Origin of the sequence: Streptomyces sp. NPDC088746 (assembly GCF_044751065.1) — a bacterium.
Taxonomy (GTDB): Bacteria; Actinomycetota; Actinomycetes; order Streptomycetales; family Streptomycetaceae; genus Streptomyces.
On record NZ_JBIVLA010000003.1, the window covers coordinates 924350 to 942361 of the forward strand.

General features: G+C 72.2%; 16 protein-coding genes. 1 reads left to right on the top strand and 15 read right to left on the bottom strand.

Translation table 11 applies throughout. From position 1 onward, the window contains the following. Positions 1-157 precede the first annotated feature (157 nt). A complete protein-coding gene (locus tag ACIP63_RS18580) occupies positions 158-649 on the top strand; it encodes a hypothetical protein (protein WP_401516809.1) in 492 nt (163 codons plus the stop codon). Positions 650-733: 84 nt separating this feature from the next. Here the strand turns inward: ACIP63_RS18580 and ACIP63_RS18585 are convergent, their stop codons facing one another. The 15 genes from ACIP63_RS18585 to ACIP63_RS18655 form a co-directional block, all read right to left on the bottom strand. Continuing rightward, positions 734-1798: a GDSL-type esterase/lipase family protein gene (locus tag ACIP63_RS18585; protein ID WP_401516810.1), complete on the bottom strand. Its 1065-nt coding sequence runs from the start codon at positions 1796-1798 to the stop codon at positions 734-736. Next, positions 1795-3276, bottom strand: a complete 1482-nt coding sequence (locus tag ACIP63_RS18590; RefSeq protein ID WP_401516812.1) for an MFS transporter — start codon at positions 3274-3276, stop codon at positions 1795-1797. Before ACIP63_RS18590 ends, ACIP63_RS18585 begins: the two co-directional genes overlap by 4 nt. Before the next feature lie 190 nt (positions 3277-3466). Beyond that, positions 3467-4312, bottom strand: coding sequence for a class I SAM-dependent methyltransferase (locus ACIP63_RS18595; RefSeq protein ID WP_401516814.1), 846 nt, complete (start codon positions 4310-4312; stop codon positions 3467-3469). A gap of 111 nt (positions 4313-4423) precedes the next feature. Further along, complete coding sequence (locus tag ACIP63_RS18600; protein ID WP_401516816.1) at positions 4424-5659, bottom strand: serine hydrolase domain-containing protein; 1236 nt, start codon at positions 5657-5659, stop codon at positions 4424-4426. A gap of 136 nt (positions 5660-5795) precedes the next feature. After that, positions 5796-6650 (bottom strand): class I SAM-dependent methyltransferase, encoded by an 855-nt coding sequence (locus tag ACIP63_RS18605; protein ID WP_401516818.1) that lies wholly within the window; start codon positions 6648-6650, stop codon positions 5796-5798. A 2-nt stretch (positions 6651-6652) separates the two neighbouring features. Then, positions 6653-7444, bottom strand: coding sequence for an alpha/beta fold hydrolase (locus ACIP63_RS18610; protein ID WP_401516820.1), 792 nt, complete (start codon positions 7442-7444; stop codon positions 6653-6655). Beyond that, entirely contained in the window at positions 7441-8826 is a 1386-nt protein-coding gene (locus tag ACIP63_RS18615; RefSeq protein ID WP_401516822.1) for a DUF6182 family protein, read from the bottom strand. Before ACIP63_RS18615 ends, ACIP63_RS18610 begins: the two co-directional genes overlap by 4 nt. Further along, entirely contained in the window at positions 8823-9959 is a 1137-nt protein-coding gene (locus ACIP63_RS18620; RefSeq protein ID WP_401516824.1) for a hypothetical protein, read from the bottom strand. Before ACIP63_RS18620 ends, ACIP63_RS18615 begins: the two co-directional genes overlap by 4 nt. Continuing rightward, positions 9956-11386, bottom strand: a complete 1431-nt coding sequence (locus ACIP63_RS18625; RefSeq protein WP_401516826.1) for an NAD(P)/FAD-dependent oxidoreductase — start codon at positions 11384-11386, stop codon at positions 9956-9958. Before ACIP63_RS18625 ends, ACIP63_RS18620 begins: the two co-directional genes overlap by 4 nt. Beyond that, entirely contained in the window at positions 11383-12249 is an 867-nt protein-coding gene (locus ACIP63_RS18630; protein ID WP_401516827.1) for a class I SAM-dependent methyltransferase, read from the bottom strand. The genes ACIP63_RS18625 and ACIP63_RS18630 overlap by 4 nt, the downstream gene beginning before the upstream one ends. Beyond that, on the bottom strand, positions 12246-13946 hold the full coding sequence (locus tag ACIP63_RS18635) for a GH3 auxin-responsive promoter family protein (RefSeq protein WP_401516829.1): 1701 nt from the start codon (positions 13944-13946) through the stop codon (positions 12246-12248). Before ACIP63_RS18635 ends, ACIP63_RS18630 begins: the two co-directional genes overlap by 4 nt. Then, positions 13943-14572: a hypothetical protein gene (locus ACIP63_RS18640; protein ID WP_401516830.1), complete on the bottom strand. Its 630-nt coding sequence runs from the start codon at positions 14570-14572 to the stop codon at positions 13943-13945. The genes ACIP63_RS18635 and ACIP63_RS18640 overlap by 4 nt, the downstream gene beginning before the upstream one ends. Next, the gene (gene aroC / locus ACIP63_RS18645) at positions 14569-15783 is read right to left on the bottom strand and encodes a chorismate synthase (RefSeq protein ID WP_401516832.1); all 1215 of its coding nucleotides are present in this window, start codon (positions 15781-15783) and stop codon (positions 14569-14571) included. Before aroC ends, ACIP63_RS18640 begins: the two co-directional genes overlap by 4 nt. Continuing rightward, positions 15780-16631 (bottom strand): prephenate dehydrogenase/arogenate dehydrogenase family protein, encoded by an 852-nt coding sequence (locus tag ACIP63_RS18650; protein WP_401516833.1) that lies wholly within the window; start codon positions 16629-16631, stop codon positions 15780-15782. Before ACIP63_RS18650 ends, aroC begins: the two co-directional genes overlap by 4 nt. Continuing rightward, entirely contained in the window at positions 16628-17992 is a 1365-nt protein-coding gene (locus tag ACIP63_RS18655; protein ID WP_401516835.1) for a class II 3-deoxy-7-phosphoheptulonate synthase, read from the bottom strand. Before ACIP63_RS18655 ends, ACIP63_RS18650 begins: the two co-directional genes overlap by 4 nt. Between the last annotated feature and the right edge of the window lie 20 nt (positions 17993-18012).

An 18012-nucleotide genomic window follows, 5' to 3' on the forward strand; every position in this document is an offset into this window, starting at 1 on the left:
ACCGCGCTACTTCCTTTCGGCATCGGCCTTTCGACCAGTCTGCCACTGGTCTCAGGACCAGGTCCACGTACGGCATTTCGCCCTGCACCACAGCCGGCCCCCGAATTGCCTCTCCGGCCGACCGGTGTGGGTTAACATTTTTGACAGTCGCCGCTTCATGCCCGCGATTTCCGCTCTGGAACACCTTTCTCGAACTCAACGCGTCGCCCTGGCGATCGCGCACGAAAGGCTCACCATGACCGCATTCTCTTCCTCCGATTCCGCCCATGTCGTGAAGGAGGCCCGCGCCGCCCTCGATGCCTTTCTCGACGGGCTCAACAGCCATGATCTGGAGAAATGGACCAGCACGCTTCATTTCCCCCAGGTCCGTATCCACGAAGGGGCTGTGACGCTCTGGCAGAATCCCGAGGAGTACATACGGAGTTCGCAGGCGGAACTGGAGGCGCTGCTCGCGTCGGGCTGGCACCACAGCGCCTGGGCCGAGGTGGAGTTCCCGCAGGTCTCCGCCGATCAGGTGCACGCCCAGGTGCGGTTCAGCCGGCATGACGCCGAGGGGCGTCCGCTCGGCGTCTTCGACTCGGTCTACGTCGTGACGCGGCAGGGCGAACGGTGGGGCGTGCTCGCCCGGATCGGTTACGAGGCCGCCTGAGCACAAGGAGACCCGCGGTGGCGGGCGGGCCGGGGGATGTACCCGTCCGCCACCGCGGGTGGTTCGTGGCGACCCCGGCCGGGGTCAGGGACCGACCGGCGCCAGGGTCTCGCGCAACGCGGAACCGATCCTCGCGGCCAGGACGTGCTCGCCGGCCGCCGTCGGATGCAGGCCGTCGGCGAAGACCTCGGCCGCCTCGGCCACCGGGACGACGGAGAGTCCGTCCACGGTACGGAGGTTCTTGTCACCGAGCCCTTCGAGCACCCGCACCGCCTCCTCGGTGTACGCACGCACCTGCTCGAGCGTCAACCCGACGTTGTTCGCCGCCTGTTCGCGCTCCGGTGACGACAGGGGGGTGATCACCGCGATCGGTACGTCGGGATGACCGTCCCGGATGGTCTCGATGAAACCGCAGACCGCGGGGGCCCAGCTGCGCACCGAGAACGTGTCCCGCGTGTAGACGTTGATCCCCAGTTCCAGCGAGATCAGGTCGGCGGGCAGGGTCCTGATCGTCCGCGCGACCACCGGATCGAGGTGCGCCTCGCCGGCGAAGCCGAGGTTGTGCAGCCGCCAGCCCTGCTCCGCCGCGACGAGCGCGGTCCAGGTCTCCGACGGCCCCGAGGCGAACATGCTGTGCGTGAGGGAGCTCCCGTACGTGACCCAGCGCGGGCCGGTGCGCTCCGCGGGCAGCACCGTGCCCTGCCCGCGGAAGCCGATCCCTCCGACGAGCGCGCGGCCCAGGTTCGGCAGCCACACCTCCACGTCCCGGAGCCCGCCGTCGGCCGACGGGGCGGCGCCGGGGGTCAGTGGGACGGCGACCTCCCGCTCGCCGGAGATCTCGACCCGGCGTTCCAGGGCTCCGTCGACCCGGATGTCCACCGGTGCGCTGCCCGCTTCCCCGATCAGCCGCAGCCGCAGCTCCTCCGCGTCCGTGCGGACACCGCACCGGATGCCGGCGGGCATCGCCGCGAGGCGCGCGAAGTTGGGCGACAGCGTGGTGGCGAGCCGGTCCCCGGGGATCCGCCGGGGCAGCCACGCCCCCTGGGACCATTCCGCCTGCGCGACCCCGTCCCAGGAGAGCCTGGGATCGTCGGGCGACAGCCACTCGGTGGCGCCGTCCCCCGCCCCGGGCCCCGCGGGCCCGCTCATGCGCGCCCGCCCTCGAGTCCGGCTTTCGGCTGGGGCTGCACGGCCTCACCGGCACTCGGCTCCTCTTCGGCGCCCCCGGCCGGGCCGGAGGCGCCGAGACCCACGGCCGAGGCGGCCGCGCCCACGAGCGAGAAGATGCCGACCGCGAGGAAGGCGTGGTGGTACGTGCTCACCTCGCCCGCCGACCCGGCGGCCAGGACGGCCGCACCGACCGCGACACCGAGGCCGCCGCCCAGCTGCACGGCCGACTGGATCAGCGAAGCCGCGAGGCCCTGCTTGTCGTCGGCGACCCCGCCGACGCCCGCGATGTTGAAGCCCAGGAAGCTCGTGCCGTTGCCCAGACCGTGGATGATCAGCGCCGGCAGCAGCACGGTGACGTAGGAGGCGTTCTCGTCCGCGCGCAGGAAGAGGAGGATGCCCAGACCCTGGAGCAGCAGACCGACCACGGCGGGGATGCGCAGACCGACCTTCCCGATGAGGCGGGGGGCGATGTTCACCGCGACCAGGATGGAGACGGCCATCGGCACGATCGCCATACCGGCCTTCAGGGCGCTGTAGCCGAGCGTGTTCTGCAGGTAGAGCAGGGCGATGAACTGCCAGCCGATGGTGGCGCAGGCCCAGGCGATACCCACGATGTTGGCGGTGGACAGGGTGCGTGAGCGGAAGATCGAGAGGTCGACCAGGGGGTCCGTACGCCGGCTCTGGATCACGACGAAGACGACGAGCAGCACCACGGACGCCACCAGGCCGCCCACGGTGGCGGCGGAGCCCCAGCCCACCTCGGGGGCCCGGGTCAGCGCGAAGACGAGCAGCAGGACACCACCGGTGGCGGTGACGGCGCCGGAGACGTCGAAGCTGGGGCGCCGTCCGGTCCGCTCACCGTCGGGAGCGATCACACCGCGCACCGACAGCAGGACGACGGCCGCCACGACGAACGGCACGAAGAAGGTGAGCCGCCAGCTCAGCGAGGTGAGGAGTCCGGAGAAGACCAGGCCCGCCGCGTAGCCGCTGGCGCCGGTGAGGCCGAACATGCCCATCGCCCGGTTGCGCTCCGGGCCTTCGGGGAACGTCGTCGTGATGATCGAGAGCGCTGCCGGCGCGATGAACGCCGCGGCGATGCCCTTGACGACGCGCGTAATGATCAGCAGCCACCCGTCCGTGACCAGGCCGCCGGCGAGACTCACGACGGCGAACACCGCCGTGGCCCAGAAGAAGATCCGGCGCCGCCCGAACAGGTCGGCCGCCCGTCCTCCCAGGAGCAGGAACCCGCCGTAGGCGACGGCGTATCCCGAGATGACCCACTGCAACTGCTCGGCGCTGAGCCCCATGTCGTCCTGCATCTCGGGGAGGGCGACCCCCATCAGCGAGACATCCATGGAGTCCAGGAAGAGCTGCGCGCACAACACCAGGAGTACGAGGTTCTTGCGCGCGCTCGTCCCCGGCGACGCCGCTAATGCTTCCGACTGCCGATCCGACATCTTCCCCGCCATTTCGTCTTGCAGACATCAATCTGCACGCCAACGATTGGCCATAAACGTAGCAGCGCAATCATCTTCAGTCAAACGATATGAGCGCCGCCTTTCGGCCTCCGTCGCGAACGAACGAGGGCCGGCGTCGCGTCGGGGCTGCACGCCCCGGCACGACGCCGGCCACCGGTCGGTACCGCGGTCAGCTCTCCTGTTTCCGTCCCCATGCCGTGAACACCGCGAGGGAGAGGTCATGGAAGCCCGGGTCGCTCAACTCCCGGTAGGCGGCCTCGAAGTCCTCGGCCGCCGCGAGGCCTTCGGCGACCACGGCCTCCCGCGTCTGCTCCAGCGTCAGCCGCCACCACTCGGCCTCGTCGTCGCCGCCCGCTATCCGCTGGAAGCGAGCGTCGTAGCCGATGTCGTCGAGCCCCTTGTCCCGCAGGGGCACCGGAAGGCTGCGCGCCCACTCCGTGTCCGTGCCCACGGCGCTCTCCAGGTGGCTGCGGAAGGCCCGCATCACCTTGCGGTACGCCGGGTGCGGGGAGTCCTTGATGGGGAAGAACGAGGGTTCTTCGAGCAGCAGGACGCCGCCGGGCTTGAGCCATCGGGTGAGCCGGGCCACCGCCTTCTCCGGGTCCGGCAGATGGATGACGACGTAGCGGGTGTGGATGAAGTCGAAGGTGCCCTCGGGGAAGTCCTCCGTGTAGACGTCGTGCCGCAGCACCTCGACCCCCGCCTCGGACAGCTCGTCGAGGTAGGTGGTGTCGAGGTCGGTGACGGTCACCTCGGCGCCCTCTCCGGCCAGCCAGCGCGCGACCGACCCGCCGCCGCCGCCCACCTCCAGGACACGGTGTCCCGACGCCAGGCCCTGCCGCCGGAAGTGGCCACGGGTGTGCTCGTCCAGGACGGACTCCAGCAGCCGCAGCCGCTCCCGTTCGGTGGACACGGCGTGACTGAACACCCCGTCCCTGTACCGCTCCTCGTTCCACTCCCAGCGTTCCCTGGACGGCCCGTCCGCGGGGGCCGCCGTGCCGGTTGATGCGGTCATCTGCGTTCTCCTTGATCGGTTCGAACTCGGCAGTGCGAGAGCCCGTGCGGGGCGCTCATACGAAAGTCGGCGGACGGATGGCTCCAGGAGCACACACGGCGAACCGCCCCCTCAGTCGATGAGGGCCTGGTTGACCAGCTGACGCAGACGGCTGTGCAGCGGATGGACGCTGGACGGCATGAGCTGGGTGAAGAACAGGACGGTCAGCTGCTCCACGGGATCCACCCAGAAGATCGTCCCGGCCGCGCTGTGCCAGGCGTACTCACCCGCACCGGCGGGCACTCCGGCCGCCGCCGGGTCCTCGACCACGGCGAATCCCAGCCCGAAGCCGACGCCCGCGGTCGGCATCTCCGAGAAGACCGGACGGCCCACCGAGTGCAGGTCGCCTCCGCCGGGCAGGTGATTGCGCAGCATGTGGCGCACGGTGCGCGGGCCCAGGATCCGCTCGCCCTCGAAGACGCCTTCCCCGAGGAGCATCTGGGTGAAGCGGTGGTAGTCGCCGAGCGTGGTGACCAGCCCGGCACTGCCGGACAGGCAGGCGGGCGGGTGCAGCGCGCCGGCTCCGAGCTGGTCGGCCCTGGCCGCGCGCCCGGTGGCCGGGTCCGCCGTGTAGAAGGCGGCGAGGCGGTCCGCCTTCTCCTGCGGTACGTGGAAGGCGGTGTCGGCCATCCCGAGCGGTCCCAGGACCCGTTCGGCGAAGAACGCGTCGAGGCTCTTGCCGGACGCCACTTCGATCACACGGCCGAGCACATCGCTGGAGACGCCGTAGTTCCAGGCGGTGCCCGGTTCGAAGAGCAGCGGGAAGCCGGCCCACTGCTCGCAGCAGGCGGCCAGGTCCAGCCCGGGCGGCGTGGCCCATTCGAAGCCGGCCGCCGTGTAGATCTCGTCGACCGGGTGGGCCCGGTGGAAGCCGTAGGTGAGACCCGAGGTGTGGCTGAGGAGGTGCTGGATCCGCATGGGGTTCGCGGCCGCGGTGGTGACCGGGCGCGCCGCGGGGCCCCGCTGGTAGACCCGTACGTCCTCGAACGCGGGGATGTAGCGGCTGACGGGGTCCTGGAGGCCGATCGTGCCGTCCTCGACCAGGGTCATCGCGGCGACGGAGGTGACCGGTTTGGTCATCGACCAGGCGCGGTAGATGGTGTCACCCTCGCTCGGCAGGTCGTTCTCCACATCGCGCCTGCCGTACTCCGCGAGGTGTGCCACCTTCCCCCTGCGCGTCACGGCGACCTGCCAGCCGGGCAGCCGGCCGTCGTCCACGTAGGAGGCCAGATAACGGTCGATCCTCCGTAAGCGGCCGGCATCCAGCCCGACCTCCGCCGGGTCGACCTCGATCTTGAGCTCGGGCACCTTGTCTCCTCGTGATCTCGCGATACCTGACCGACGGTTCGATAGTTCGCAACTCTTAGAACTATAGAAGAGGCTTCCCCGGGACAACAAGTGCTTCCCGAGGCCGAGTTGGCACGAATGCCGCCTCCGCGCCTCCTCACGAGGGGGACACCGGCACGCTGCCCACCGTCACGGTGTTGCCCTCTCTGATGTATCCCCTGGGGTCGCGCAGGGGATGGCCGGCGCCGTCCGGGTCGAGGAAGGCCGTCCATGCCTCGTCGGATCCCCCGGCCGCCGCCATGCCGGCCACCCGGGCGCAGGCACGCGTGTAGAAGCGCAGCACGGCCTCGGACATCGGTGCGAAATGCTCGATCAGCACCGTGTGCTGGCGCACCCCGCTCAGCCCGGCCTCACCCAGCCACCGGTACAGCTCCCCGGTGCGGAGCAACTGCCGTGCGTATCCCGGAGTCGCGGCCGCGTCACGGAAGAAGTCCGTGAACCGGAAGGGGTCTCCGGGGCGTACGGCGATCAGGGCCGCGTCGAGGTCCTTGACCGCCACGGTCCCGCCCGGGCGCACGACACGGCGGAACTCCGCCAGGGCGCGGGGCAGTTCCTCGTCGCTCAGGTACTGCGTGGTGTTGGCACACCAGACCGCGTCGAACGAGTCGTCGGGGTACGGCAGTTGCAGGATGTCGCCCTGCCGGACGTCCGGCTCCCACGGCATGCCGGTGGTCCGCATGCGAGCTGTCGCGCGTTCGGTGTTCTCCTCGGCGAGGTCGAGGGCGGAGACCCGCCCCTCGGGGCCGACCGCGTCCGCCAGCCAGGGCAGAAAGGCGCCGGTGCCGCATCCGGCGTCGAGCACGCGCCACCCTGGTTGGATGCCGGCCGCCTCCAACGTCGCACGGTACGGGCCGGCACAGGCGTCGAAGTGGGCGTCGACGATGTCCTCGTGGGTGAACCCGAGTCCGGTGGAGGCCGTGTAGCCCCATGAGCTGTGGTCCGTCGTGAGCATCTCTACCGTCCTCCTCCTGCGGTGCGCGGCACCGCTGCGGCGTCCTCGTGCAGCGCGGCGAGCAGTTCCGTGGTCGGACCGGGGGCTTCGAGCGGCGGGAGGTGGCCGGCACCGGGCAGGACGACGAGCGTCCCGCGCGGCAGGGCCTCCGCCGCCGCACGGCCTTCGGCGACCGAGACGAGTTCGTCCTCGTCGCCCACGACGACCAGTGCCGGCACGTCGGTCGCGCGCAGGACCTCCAGCGAGTCCGGCCGCGAGGCGATGGCCCGCTGCGCCCAGGCGACCGCCTCGGGGCCGGCGGTCCGCGCGGTCGCGAGGAGCCCGGCGAGCATCGTGGGGTGCCGGCCCCGGCTGGTGGCGCCGAGGAGCGCGGGCGTGGTGGCCTCGACGAGCCGGTCACGCGTGGCGTCGCCCTCCATTCCGTCGGCGAAGGCACGGCGCCGGGATGCCGCCTCGGGGCTGTCGGCCGTGGCGCGGGCGGACAGCAGGGCGAGGGCGCGGACCCGTCCGGGGTGGCGGCGCAGGAACGCCATCGCCGCATAACCGCCCATGGAACAGCCGGCGAGAACCACGTGGCCGATGCCCCGCCGGTCCAGTGCGGCGGCGAGGTCGTCGGCCACGACGTCGAGGGAGGGCGGCGACGAGCCCAACGGCTCCTGCCCGAAGCCTCGTTGGTCGAGAGCCAGGACCGTGTGCCCGCGGGCGGTCAGGGCCTGGGTCTGGGCCCTCCACATCGAGGAGTCCAGGGGCAGTGCGTGCAGAAGGACGATCGGCGTCCCGCCGGAAGGGCTCACCGGCCCGCGCTCCGTTCGACGGCCGCGAGGAACGCGGCGACTTCCGGAGGCGGCGGGGTGTGCAGCAGCCGGGCGAGGGAGACCGGGGCGGGCGGGAGGTCCGGCACGGGGACGACCCTGATCCCGGGCGGCACGATCGCCTCCAGCGACCGGAACGACAGGTGCAGGGCGTCCGAGCCCCCGAGGATCTCCACCATGTCGGCGACGCTGCCCATGGGATGGACCCGGCGGATCGGCGCTCCCTCCGGCGTGCGGGGCGGCACGACCTGGTCCCAGACGTAGGGAGGGAAGTCGCCGGGGCAGCGGAAGGCGTCGTAGGCGGTGAGGTCCTCGATCGACACGGACGCGTGGCCGGCCAGCGGATGGCCCGTCCGGACCAGGACGGCCCTGCCGTCGAGAGCGACCGTCCCGCCGGTGACGATGTCCGGCTCGTTCAGCGCGAACTTCACGAGTACGACGTCCAGTTCACCGGCGCGCAGCAGCCGGAACGGCTCCCGTACGTCGTAGGGCACGTAGCTCACCCGCTCCTCCTCGTACCCGGCCGCGGCGACGATCTGCCGGGCCTGGTGGGGCGAGCCGTGGACTCCGATGCGGATCGGGCGGGCGACGGTTACGGGCGGGGCCTTCGGCACTTCGGTTCTCCTCGGAGGCGTCAGTCCGGCGTATGCCCGGAGTTCGTAGGGGTTGCGGCCGTCGGAGTCCACACGCAGGGCCGCGTAGGGCGTGGGCAGTTCCGTCAGGCGTGGTACCGAACGCAGGGTCAGCCGGTCGCCGGGTCCGACCGTGCCGTCGATGACCGCCTCGGCCAGCAGGTGTCCGAGGTGGACCAGCGCGTCGGAGACGGTGAGGTGCTCCGTGGCGAGGTACAGGTCGCGGTGGACCGGCTCACGGCCGGGGTCGTGTGCCGCGCCCGGGACGTCGATGGTGACGGGCCGCCAGGCCGTCAGCGGACGTAGCCCGCTGAACGTCTTCAGCAGCCTGCGCAGGCCGGTCGTGGCCTCGTCCGGCAGCGGCCCGGCCCAGGCCGCCGACCCGTCGGCGGCGATGTGCGTGAAGGTGAACCGCCGGCTCAGGTTGTCGGGGCGCCCGGCCAGATAGACGGTCCGGGTCAGGGAGCGGCGCCAGGCGTCGGCCTGCTCCGGCGGCAGGGACAGCACGAACGCGCAGGTCTCCGCCGCCCAGGAGGCGAGCCGGAGGTCGCGGACGACGGCGACCGCCGACACCCCGCCGGTGCGGCCGAGCGCGGCGTCGTCCTGGATCCGCTCCTTCGCCGCGAGCAGGGAGTGCGGGGTGACCGGGTTCACGCGGGCCGACAGGTCGGGACGTGCGGCCCGGAGGCGCTCGCCCGCGACGGTCAGCAGCAGGTCCGGGGGAAGGGTCATAGGTACACCGTGGAGAGGAGGTCGCGGGGGACGGTGGGGCGGGCCCGGGCCGTCAGGGACGAGGTGAGGCGGTAGGGATCGACGTGGGTGTGATCACGCCGGTGCCGGCGAAGGTCGTCCACGAGCGCCGGACCCCCGGACCCGCGCTCGCCGGCCCGGCGCAGCAGCCGGCGCGCCCGGTCGAGGCTCCTCCGGAGGAGGTCGGTGCGGAAGGACTGCGCCTGTCCGGGGCCGAGGACGGCGACGAAGTAGAGCCGTACGCCGAGGTGTCGTACATCCTCGTCGTCGTCCGTGCCGACGGCCTTGAGCAGGGCGCCCGCCGTGTGGCCCTGCCAGCCGCCGTGCCGCGCGGATCTGATCGTGCCGTCGATGGGCACACGACCGATCGGGACCCGGTGCGCCTGGGTCCCCAGCCGGTTCAGCACGAGCTGCAGCAGCCGGTAGTCCGCGCCGAGCTCCGTGTCGTACAGCAACACGACCTCGTCGTACGCGGGTGCCATCGGCAGAAGTTCCCGCAGGGCGCAGGCGAGGTAGTTCGGGCGGCCGTCGGCCGTCACGATCTGGCGCAGCGGCAGACCGTGCCGGGTGGCGTCGAGGTACACGGGGCCGCCGCTGGAGCGCTGGTCGAGGCCCAGGCCCAGGGCGACGAGCCGTTCGATCATCTCCTCGGTGCCGAGCCCGGGTGGCTGATGGGCGGTCAGTCCGGGGTCATGGAGGCCGAGCCGGGCGTAATGCCCGCTCCACAGTCGCAGGACGCGTTCTCCGGCCGGGTGCACCCAGCCGTTGCTCTCGACCTCGTGGGCGTAGGGGCGCAGGGCGGCGGCCGGTGGCGGCGGGCCGGCCCGGAACCGGATGTACAGCTCACCGATCTCCTCCTCCGAGAGGGAGGCGTAGGGCAGGTCCTTCCGGGTGCGGTCGAGGAACTCCCAGAAGCCTAGGGTCTGCTCGGTGAGGTGGTAGGTCGTGGGGCTGTAGCGGTAGGTCACATCGGCGAGGGGCGCGGTGGCCCGGAACATGACGTCGGTCCACAGCAGGCCCTTGAGGTGGCTGGGGGTCAGCGGTTTGGCCGGGGTGACCGTGACGGGTGCGAGCAGCACCTTGCGACGCGGCTCGGGGGGACGCGGCGCGGTCATGCGTACGCCCCGTTCCGGACTGCGGCGACCAGTTCCTCCCGGGTCGGCGGGGGTGACACGGCCCCGGCCGGTGCGGGGGCCGTCCGTACGCGCCGCCGGAACGCCTCGTCGTCGAGGACGTCCTCGACGGTCTCCAGTCCCATCAGCACACGGGTGAGGCCGCGCCACACGGCCCCGTCGGTGGAGGCCGCCCGGGCGACCTCCGGCAGTGCCGGACGGGCGGTCTCCGGTGCGGCCGGGGGCGGGCTTCCCGTGACCCTCGCCCGCCACAGGGCCGTCCGTGCCGCGTCCTCGCGGACGGCATGCTCGTACCACGACCGGTAGACGTCGTCAGCGATGCGTGCGGCACGTCCGGCCTGTTCCTCGGCCGCCGGCTCGTCCTCCAGGAGCTCCGCGAGCAGGAACGCGTGCCGCAGGGCCAGCGACATGCCCCGGCCGAAGAGCGGGTCGGTGACGCACGCGGCGTCCCCGACCGGATAGAGGCCCGCGATCGGCCCGGCGCCGGGGGCGCAGCACAGCTTGTTGGGCGGCAGGGTCATGGGGCGCACGTCACTGATCGCCTCGCCCACCGTGGGATCCACCCAGGGGGCGAGGTGCGGCGAAAGGCGAGCGACCGCGGTGAAGGGGCCCGGGTACCGCATGCCCGTCGTCTCCGGGTCCGCCGTCGGCACGCCGAGGGTCAGGGCGTAGGTGTCGTTGTCGGCGAGGTGCGCGACAGCCGCGTAGTGGTCCCAGATGCCGCCCGCCGCGTTGCCGCGGTTGAGCGGTCCGGGCAGCGTGCCGGGAGACCTGAGCCGGTAGAAGCGGGTGAAGGCGCGCACCCGGGTGGGCGCGGTCCGTTCAGGCCCCGGGGGCAGTCCGGCTGTGGTGAGCCAGGACCGGGAAGCCGCCCGGCGTCCGGTGGCGTCCACCACGGCGTGCGCGGGGATGCTCTCGCCGTCGCCGGTCACCACGCCGGTGACCCGGCTCCCCGACGGCGTCGTGCGCAGGGCCACGACCGTGACGCCGTGGCTGATCCCGACGTTCGGCAGCGACCGCAGGACCTGGCGCAGGACCAGCTCGAAGACCGGACGGCGCACGGCGAGGGCCACGAGCTCCTCGTCGCCCGGCCGGCGGACCCCGTCGTCGGCCCGCGCCGGCAGCGCCCGCATGAGGTCGAGCATGCGTGCTCCGGCCTCCGCGGCCGCGTCGAGCACCTGCGGAGCACGGGCTCTCAGTACGCGTACGCCGAGCGAGGTCAGGACGTGGGAGTGACCGCTCTGCGCGACGGTGGGTCTCCTCCACAGTTCGGCCGCCTTCTCCGGCGGCCCGTCCGGTGGCACCGGCGTCTGCTCCAGCACCCTGACGGGCATGCCTCGCAGCGCCAGGGCGAGGGCGGTGGCGAGCCCGGCCACGCTGCCCCCCACCACGACGACGGCCGGGGTCACCGGCGTCGGCCGTGCACGAAGAAGACCCGGCGCACGTCCTTGACCGCCCGGTCGGGAACCGGGTCCGGCCAGCGGCCGAAGTGGGCACCGGGCTCACCGGGCTGGACCGCGGCCACCTCGAAGCCGTATTGCTCGAAGAGCGCCTCGGGCTCGTCGCTGCCGAAGAGCCAGGGGCAGCCCCAGCCGCCGAAGACGTCCAGGAGGGGGCGCATGTGCGGGAGGGAGAGGGCCGCGGAGTTGACGAGGTCGGCGGCGATGCGGCTGCCCGGGGCGCAGAAGGCGGCCACCCGCTCCAGCATGCGGTCGGTGTCCTTCTCGGGGATGTAGTACAGCAGCCCTTCGAGGAGCCAGGTGGACGGCAGGTCCGGGTCGTATCCGGAGTCGCGGAGCCGGTCCTCCCAGTCGTCCGCGGTCAGATCGACGGCCACCGTGACGTGGTCGACGCGCGGGCCGGTTCCCCGCAGACGCTCCTCCTTGAAGGCGAGCACCGACGGCCGGTCGACCTCGAAGTACCGCAGGTGTTCCGGCCAGGGCAGCCGGTAGGCCCGGGAGTCCATGCCGGCCGGGGCCACGACGAGCTGGGTCATCGCCCGGTCCTGTACGGCCTCCTGGAGGAGGTCGTCGAAGAACCTGGTGCGGATCGCGTTGTAGTCCGGGGTGCTGGGCACGCTCCGCTGCCGGCCGGGCGGGAACGTCGCGGCACGGATCTCCGCCAGAAGCCGGGGGCCTGCGTCCCCCACGAGCGCGGCCGCGTACGGGTCCGTGTAGAGCCGGTCCTCCCGCCGGCTCTCGGCGGCGCGCAGGGCGGCGGTCAGCAGGGCGGTCTTCTCCACGGGGTCGGCGGGATCCTGGACGTGCGTCATGTGCCCTCTCCTCGTAGCGCGTCGGACGCGGCGATCAGTCGCCGCCACTGGCTCTCGTCCTGCCGGAACAGCCGGTCCTTGACCTGGGTGGGCCGGACACCGTCCGCCACACGGGCGTGCCATTCGCTCTGGAAGGCGTCGGGGTGCAGCAGCCGGAGCCGTGCGGCGCCGAGCCGCCTCTCCCGCAGGGCTCCGGCGTATCCCGGGGACTCGGCGGCCAGCTCCGTGTCGAGCAGCCCGGCGAACCGCACGGTCTCGGACGCCAGCCACGGAGACTGCGGGGCCACCGCGAACACGTACCGGGGTGCTTCGCCCGCCACTTCCTCCACCCGGCAGGACACACCCCTCAGCGCGAGTCCGGTGCTCGCTAGTGCCCGTCCCAGCGCTCTCACCACCTGGGCCTCGCGCAGCCGTTCCCCGGCCGCGTCCGACCGGGTGGCACGGCCCGCGTACAGGACCCGCGGCACGCCCCGGACACGGTCCACCACACGGACGACATCCCCGACGGCGTAGCGGTAGAGGCCTCCGACGTGGCTGAAAAGCACGTGGTAGTCCCGGTGCGGTTCGAGCTCCTCCGCCACGAGCGTCTCGACGCCGGGGCCGAGGTCCTCGTCCGCGTCCACGAACTCGTACACGGCGGCGGAGGGGACGAGGCTGCCCGCCGCGGGATGCCGGTCGAGCGGCACCGCCACCGGCCCCTCCGAGGCGGCCACCGGCGCGGGCAGGACACCGACTCCGGCCCCGAACCGCTCACGCAGGCCCGGCATGTACAGGGAGGCCACGCCGGTCGTCCAGCCGAACAACGCCCGGACCTGGGGCCAGACGTGTGCCGGGCCCGGCTCCCCGAAGTGGTCGGCGAGGAACTCCAGCCGGGCGGCGCGCTCCGGATCGGGGGCTCCGTACGGCACTCCCCCCAGCGTCCCGTCGCGGACCTCCTTGACGATGCGCGGCCACCACAGGCCCAGCTGGTAGGGCACGGCCGCGATCATCGCCGGATTGATCCCGATGAACCCCCGCACATCACTCTGCACCGCGAGCCTCAGCCGCAGGTACATCTTCTCCAGGTGGTCCTCGGGGGCGACGTCCACGGGGAGGGTGGACCACGGGGCGGCGGTGCCCAGTTCGGCCGAGAGCGGTTCGCCGAACGCGGTGCCGAAGTCGACCTGGCTGGCTCCCACATGGGGGCGGCCGCTGCTCGTGACGGGAGGAGCGGCGAGCGGGTCGTGCTTGAGGTTCAGCACCGCGTCCGGGCGCTCCATGAGCTCCGGGACACTTTCGATCAGCGGCGCCCAGGCCGCGTAGTAGAAGGGGAAGAACACCGTCTTCATGAAACGGCGGGTGACCGGGACCTTCTTGTGGTCCCCGGTGCTTCCGCTGCTGGTGAAGTACACCACCGGCGCGTCCGCGGTCAGCAGGTTCGGCTCTCCGGCCGCCATGCGTTCGATCAGCGGGGCGTGCGCGGCATAGTCCTGGACCGGCACCGCCGCCCGGAAGTCCTTCAGGGTGCGTATCCCGGCGAAGCCGTGGCGGCGTCCGAACTCGGTGCCGCCGTTGAACTCCAGCAGATCGGTCAGCACGTGTCGTTGACGCCCGCCCAGGTCGTCGAGGCCGGCGCTCAGCCGGGCCCGCTCGGCGAACACCCGCTTCCGGTAGCGGTCCGCGTGGCCGGGTGTTCCCCAGCCCTGGGTGCTGCTCATGCCGCGAGGACCTCCCGCACGGCCGCAGCGGTCGCGGCCGTTCCGGGACGCTCCTCGACCACCGTGACGGGCAGCCCTCCCGTTTCCTCCAGCAACAGCTTCCCGAGGTTCTTCTGATAGCTCTCGAACCCGAACCACTCGGGCCGGTCGCCGAAGTACTCGAGGGGGTTGAGCCGCGCTCCGCGTCCCGAGCGACGCCAGGCGGTCTCGGGCGAGACGTCGAGATAGATCACCTCGCGCGGCTGGGGGAAGGAACGCCACCAGTCGTACAAGGAGTGTCCTTCGAGCCCGGCGAGCCGGCACTTCGCGAGGATCTTGTAGTAGTACGAGTCCATCAGGACGGGCACTCCGGGCTCCTGGCGTTCGAGCTGGTCCTTCAGGTGCACGACGGCGGTGCCCAGCAGATTCGCGAGGAAGTCGGCGGAGTACGTGCGGCCCAGGCCCGGGAGTACGTCCCGGACGACGTTCCGGCGCAGCTGCGGGATCAGCCGGTGCTCCCCGGCCACGAGGCCGTCGTCGGTCGACAGGGTCCGCCAGCCGGGCAGCGCCGCCGAGAGGTCCGCCATCACCGTGGACTTCCCGGCGCAGTCCGGCCCCAGCAGCACGTAGAACGGACGGTCCGTCACTTGTCTCTCCCTGTCTTCGGATCGCGTGCGTACCGGGGCAGACGGCCGAGGTACGACTGGACGTTGCGCCGGGTCTCCACGACCGAGTCGCCGCCGAACTTCTCCGCCACCGCGTCGGCCAGCACCAGCGCGACCATCGCCTCCGCGACGATCCCGGCCGCCGGCACCGCGCACACGTCGGAGCGCTGATGGTGGGCGGCGGTCGTGTCACCGGTGACGACGTCGACCGTCCGCAGGGCACGCGGCACGGTCGCGATCGGCTTCATCGCGGCCCGCACCCGCAGCAGCTCGCCCGTGGTCAGCCCGCCCTCGGTGCCACCGGCGCGGCCGGAGGCCCGCCTGATGCCCTCGGGCGTACGGACGATCTCGTCGTGCGCCTTCGAACCCGGCACCCGGGCGAGGCCGAAGCCGTCGCCGACCTCGACGCCCTTGATGGCCTGGATGCCCATCAGCGCGGCGGCGAGACGGGCGTCGAGCCTGCGGTCCCAGTGGACGTGCGAGCCCAGGCCGACGGGGACGCCGTAGGCGAGCACCTCGACGACTCCCCCGAGGGTGTCGCCGTCCTTGTGCGCCTGGTCGATCTCCGCGACCATCGCCTTCGACGCGTCGGCGTCCAGGCAGCGCACCGGATCGGCGTCGAGCCGCTCGACGTCGGAGGGGGTGGGGTACACGCCGCGGGGCGCCTCGGCGGCGGCGAGCTCCACGACGTGCGAGACGACCTCGATGCCGGCCGTCTCCCTCAGGTAGGACCGGGCCACCGCCCCCAGGGCGACGCGGGCGGCCGTCTCCCGCGCGGAGGCGCGCTCCAGGACCGGCCGGGCCTCGTCGAAACCGTACTTCTGCATGCCCGCGAGGTCGGCGTGGCCGGGTCGCGGCCGGGTCAGCGGGGCATTGCGGGCCAGGCTCCCGAGAAGCGCGGGGTCGACGGGGTCGGCCGACATGACCTGCTCCCACTTCGGCCACTCCGTGTTGCCCACCATGACCGCGACCGGCGAACCGAGCGTGAGGCCGTGCCGGACACCACCGAGGAAGGTCACCTCGTCCCGCTCGAACTTCATCCGGGCGCCACGCCCGTAACCGAGCCGTCGCCGCGCGAGATGGTCGGCCACCATCTCCGTGGTGACCGGCACGCCGGCGGGAAGACCCTCCAGCGTCCCGACGAGTGCGGGGCCGTGGGACTCCCCTGCCGTCAGCCAGCGCAGTCTGCTCAACGCCGTCCACCTCCCCGGCTGCCGTCGCCGGCGGGGAGCGCCGCCCACCCGTCATGGGCGCGTTCGAGCAGATGCCGCAGGTGCTTCATGCTCTCGTCACCGGCCTCCGTCTCCGGCACCGAGAGGCCGTCCAAGGCGTCGAGCAGGATGGTGAGGTCGGCGCTCACCTCACGGAGCACCTCGGCGACGGCGGAGGCGTTGCCGCGCAGCACGTCGCTCCAGGCCTCGGGTCCGGCGGCGGTGGTACGGGTGGCGTCGCGCAGTTCCGGTCCCGTCAGCCGCAGCACCTCCGGCACCGCGGGATGGAACCGGGCGGCCAGCAGGGCGGCCATCGCGTACGGCGCGTGCGCCGCTCGGGCCATCGCGTCGTCGTGAGCCGCGCTCTTCATCACCACCGGCACGGCACCGCACAGCGCGGTCAGCGCGAGGGCTCGGTTAAGGGTCTCCTGGGAGGTGGCCGGGGTGGGGGTGAGGACCCAGGGGCGCCCTTCGAAGTGCCCGGCCGACGCGTCCCGCCCCGCGAGGTCCGTCACCGGGTGCCCGCCGACGTAGGTGGCCGCGTCCGCGGGGCCGTGGGCGACGTCACGCTCGGGGACCGACTTGATGCCCGCCACATCGGTGTACGCGTACGCCAGGCCGCGCCGCTGCCAGGCCGCGAGTACGGGGCCGACTCCGCCGGGGCGGACGTCGAGTACGGCCAGGTCCACCGGCCCCCGCGGGCCACCGGCGTCCGCGTGCGCCGGGTCCTCGGGGAGCAGCAGGACGTCGACGCCGTGCCGTCCCAGGGCCGCCGTCACCGAGGAGGCGATCACGCCGCTGCCCACCACGGCTGCTGTGCGGAGCATCATGCGATCGCTCCCTCGGGGCGGTACATCTCGGCGACGAGGAACGCCAGGTCCAGCGACTGGCTGTGGTTCAGCCGCGGGTCGCAGGCGGTCTCGTAGCGCTGGTGGAGGTTGTCGACGAAGACCTCGGCGCCGCCGCCCACGCATTCGGTGACGTCGTCACCGGTGAGCTCGACGTGGATGCCGCCCGGGTGGGTGCCGAGCGACTTGTGGACCTCGAAGAATCCCTTGACCTCGTCCAGCACGTCGTCGAAGCGGCGGGTCTTGTGTCCGGAGGGCGCCTCGAAGGTGTTGCCGTGCATCGGGTCGCTCACCCAGGCCACCGTGGCGCCCGAGGCGGTGACCTTCTCGATCAGCTCGGGGAGCCTGTCACGGACCTTGTCGGCGCCCATGCGGACGATGAAGGTCAGCCGGCCCGGCTCGCGCTCGGGGTCGAGGCGCTCGATGTACTGGAGCGCCTCCTCGGCCGTGGCCGTGGGGCCGAGCTTGACGGCGATCGGGTTCCGGATTCTCGAGGCGAAGTCGATGTGCGCGTGGTCCAGTTGCCGGGTGCGCTCGCCGATCCACAGCATGTGCGCGGAGACGTCGTACAGCTGCCCGGTGCGGGAGTCGACGCGGGTGAGCGCCGACTCGTAGTCGAGCAGCAGTGCCTCGTGCGAGGAGTAGAACTCGACGGTCTCGAACTCCTCGGGGTCGGCCCCGCAGGCGTGCATGAAGTTCAGCGCCTGTTCGATCTCACGGGCGAGTTGCTCGTAGCGCAGTCCGGACGGGGACGACTTCACGAAGTCCTGGTTCCAGGCGTGCACCTGACGCAGATCCGCGTATCCGCCGGTCGTGAAGGCGCGCACCAGGTTGAGCGTCGAGGCCGACGCGTTGTACATCCGCTTCAGACGCCCGGGGTCCGGGATCCGGGCCGCTTCGGTGAATTCGAAGCCGTTGACGGAGTCGCCGCGGTAGGTCGGCAGGGTCACGCCGCCGCGGGTCTCCGTCGGCTTGGAGCGCGGCTTGGAGTACTGCCCGGCGATCCGGCCGACCTTCACGACCGGGACCGAGGCGGCGTACGTCAGCACGGCGCCCATCTGCAGCAGCGTCTTGAGCTTGTTGCGGATCTGGTCGGCGGACACGGCGCCGAAGGCCTCGGCACAGTCGCCGCCCTGAAGCAGGAACGCCTCCCCCTCGGCGACGGCCGCCATCCGGGAACGCAGTTGGTCGCACTCGCCGGCGAAGACGAGCGGCGGATACGACTCGAGCTCCGCGACGACCGCGCGCAGGGCCTCGGGGTCGGGGTACTCGGGCTGCTGCGCCGCGGGCAGGTCTCGCCGGCCCGGTCGGGCCGGGGCCGGTTCCTCCGGATAGGCATGCATGACTAACTCTCCTGTAGCTC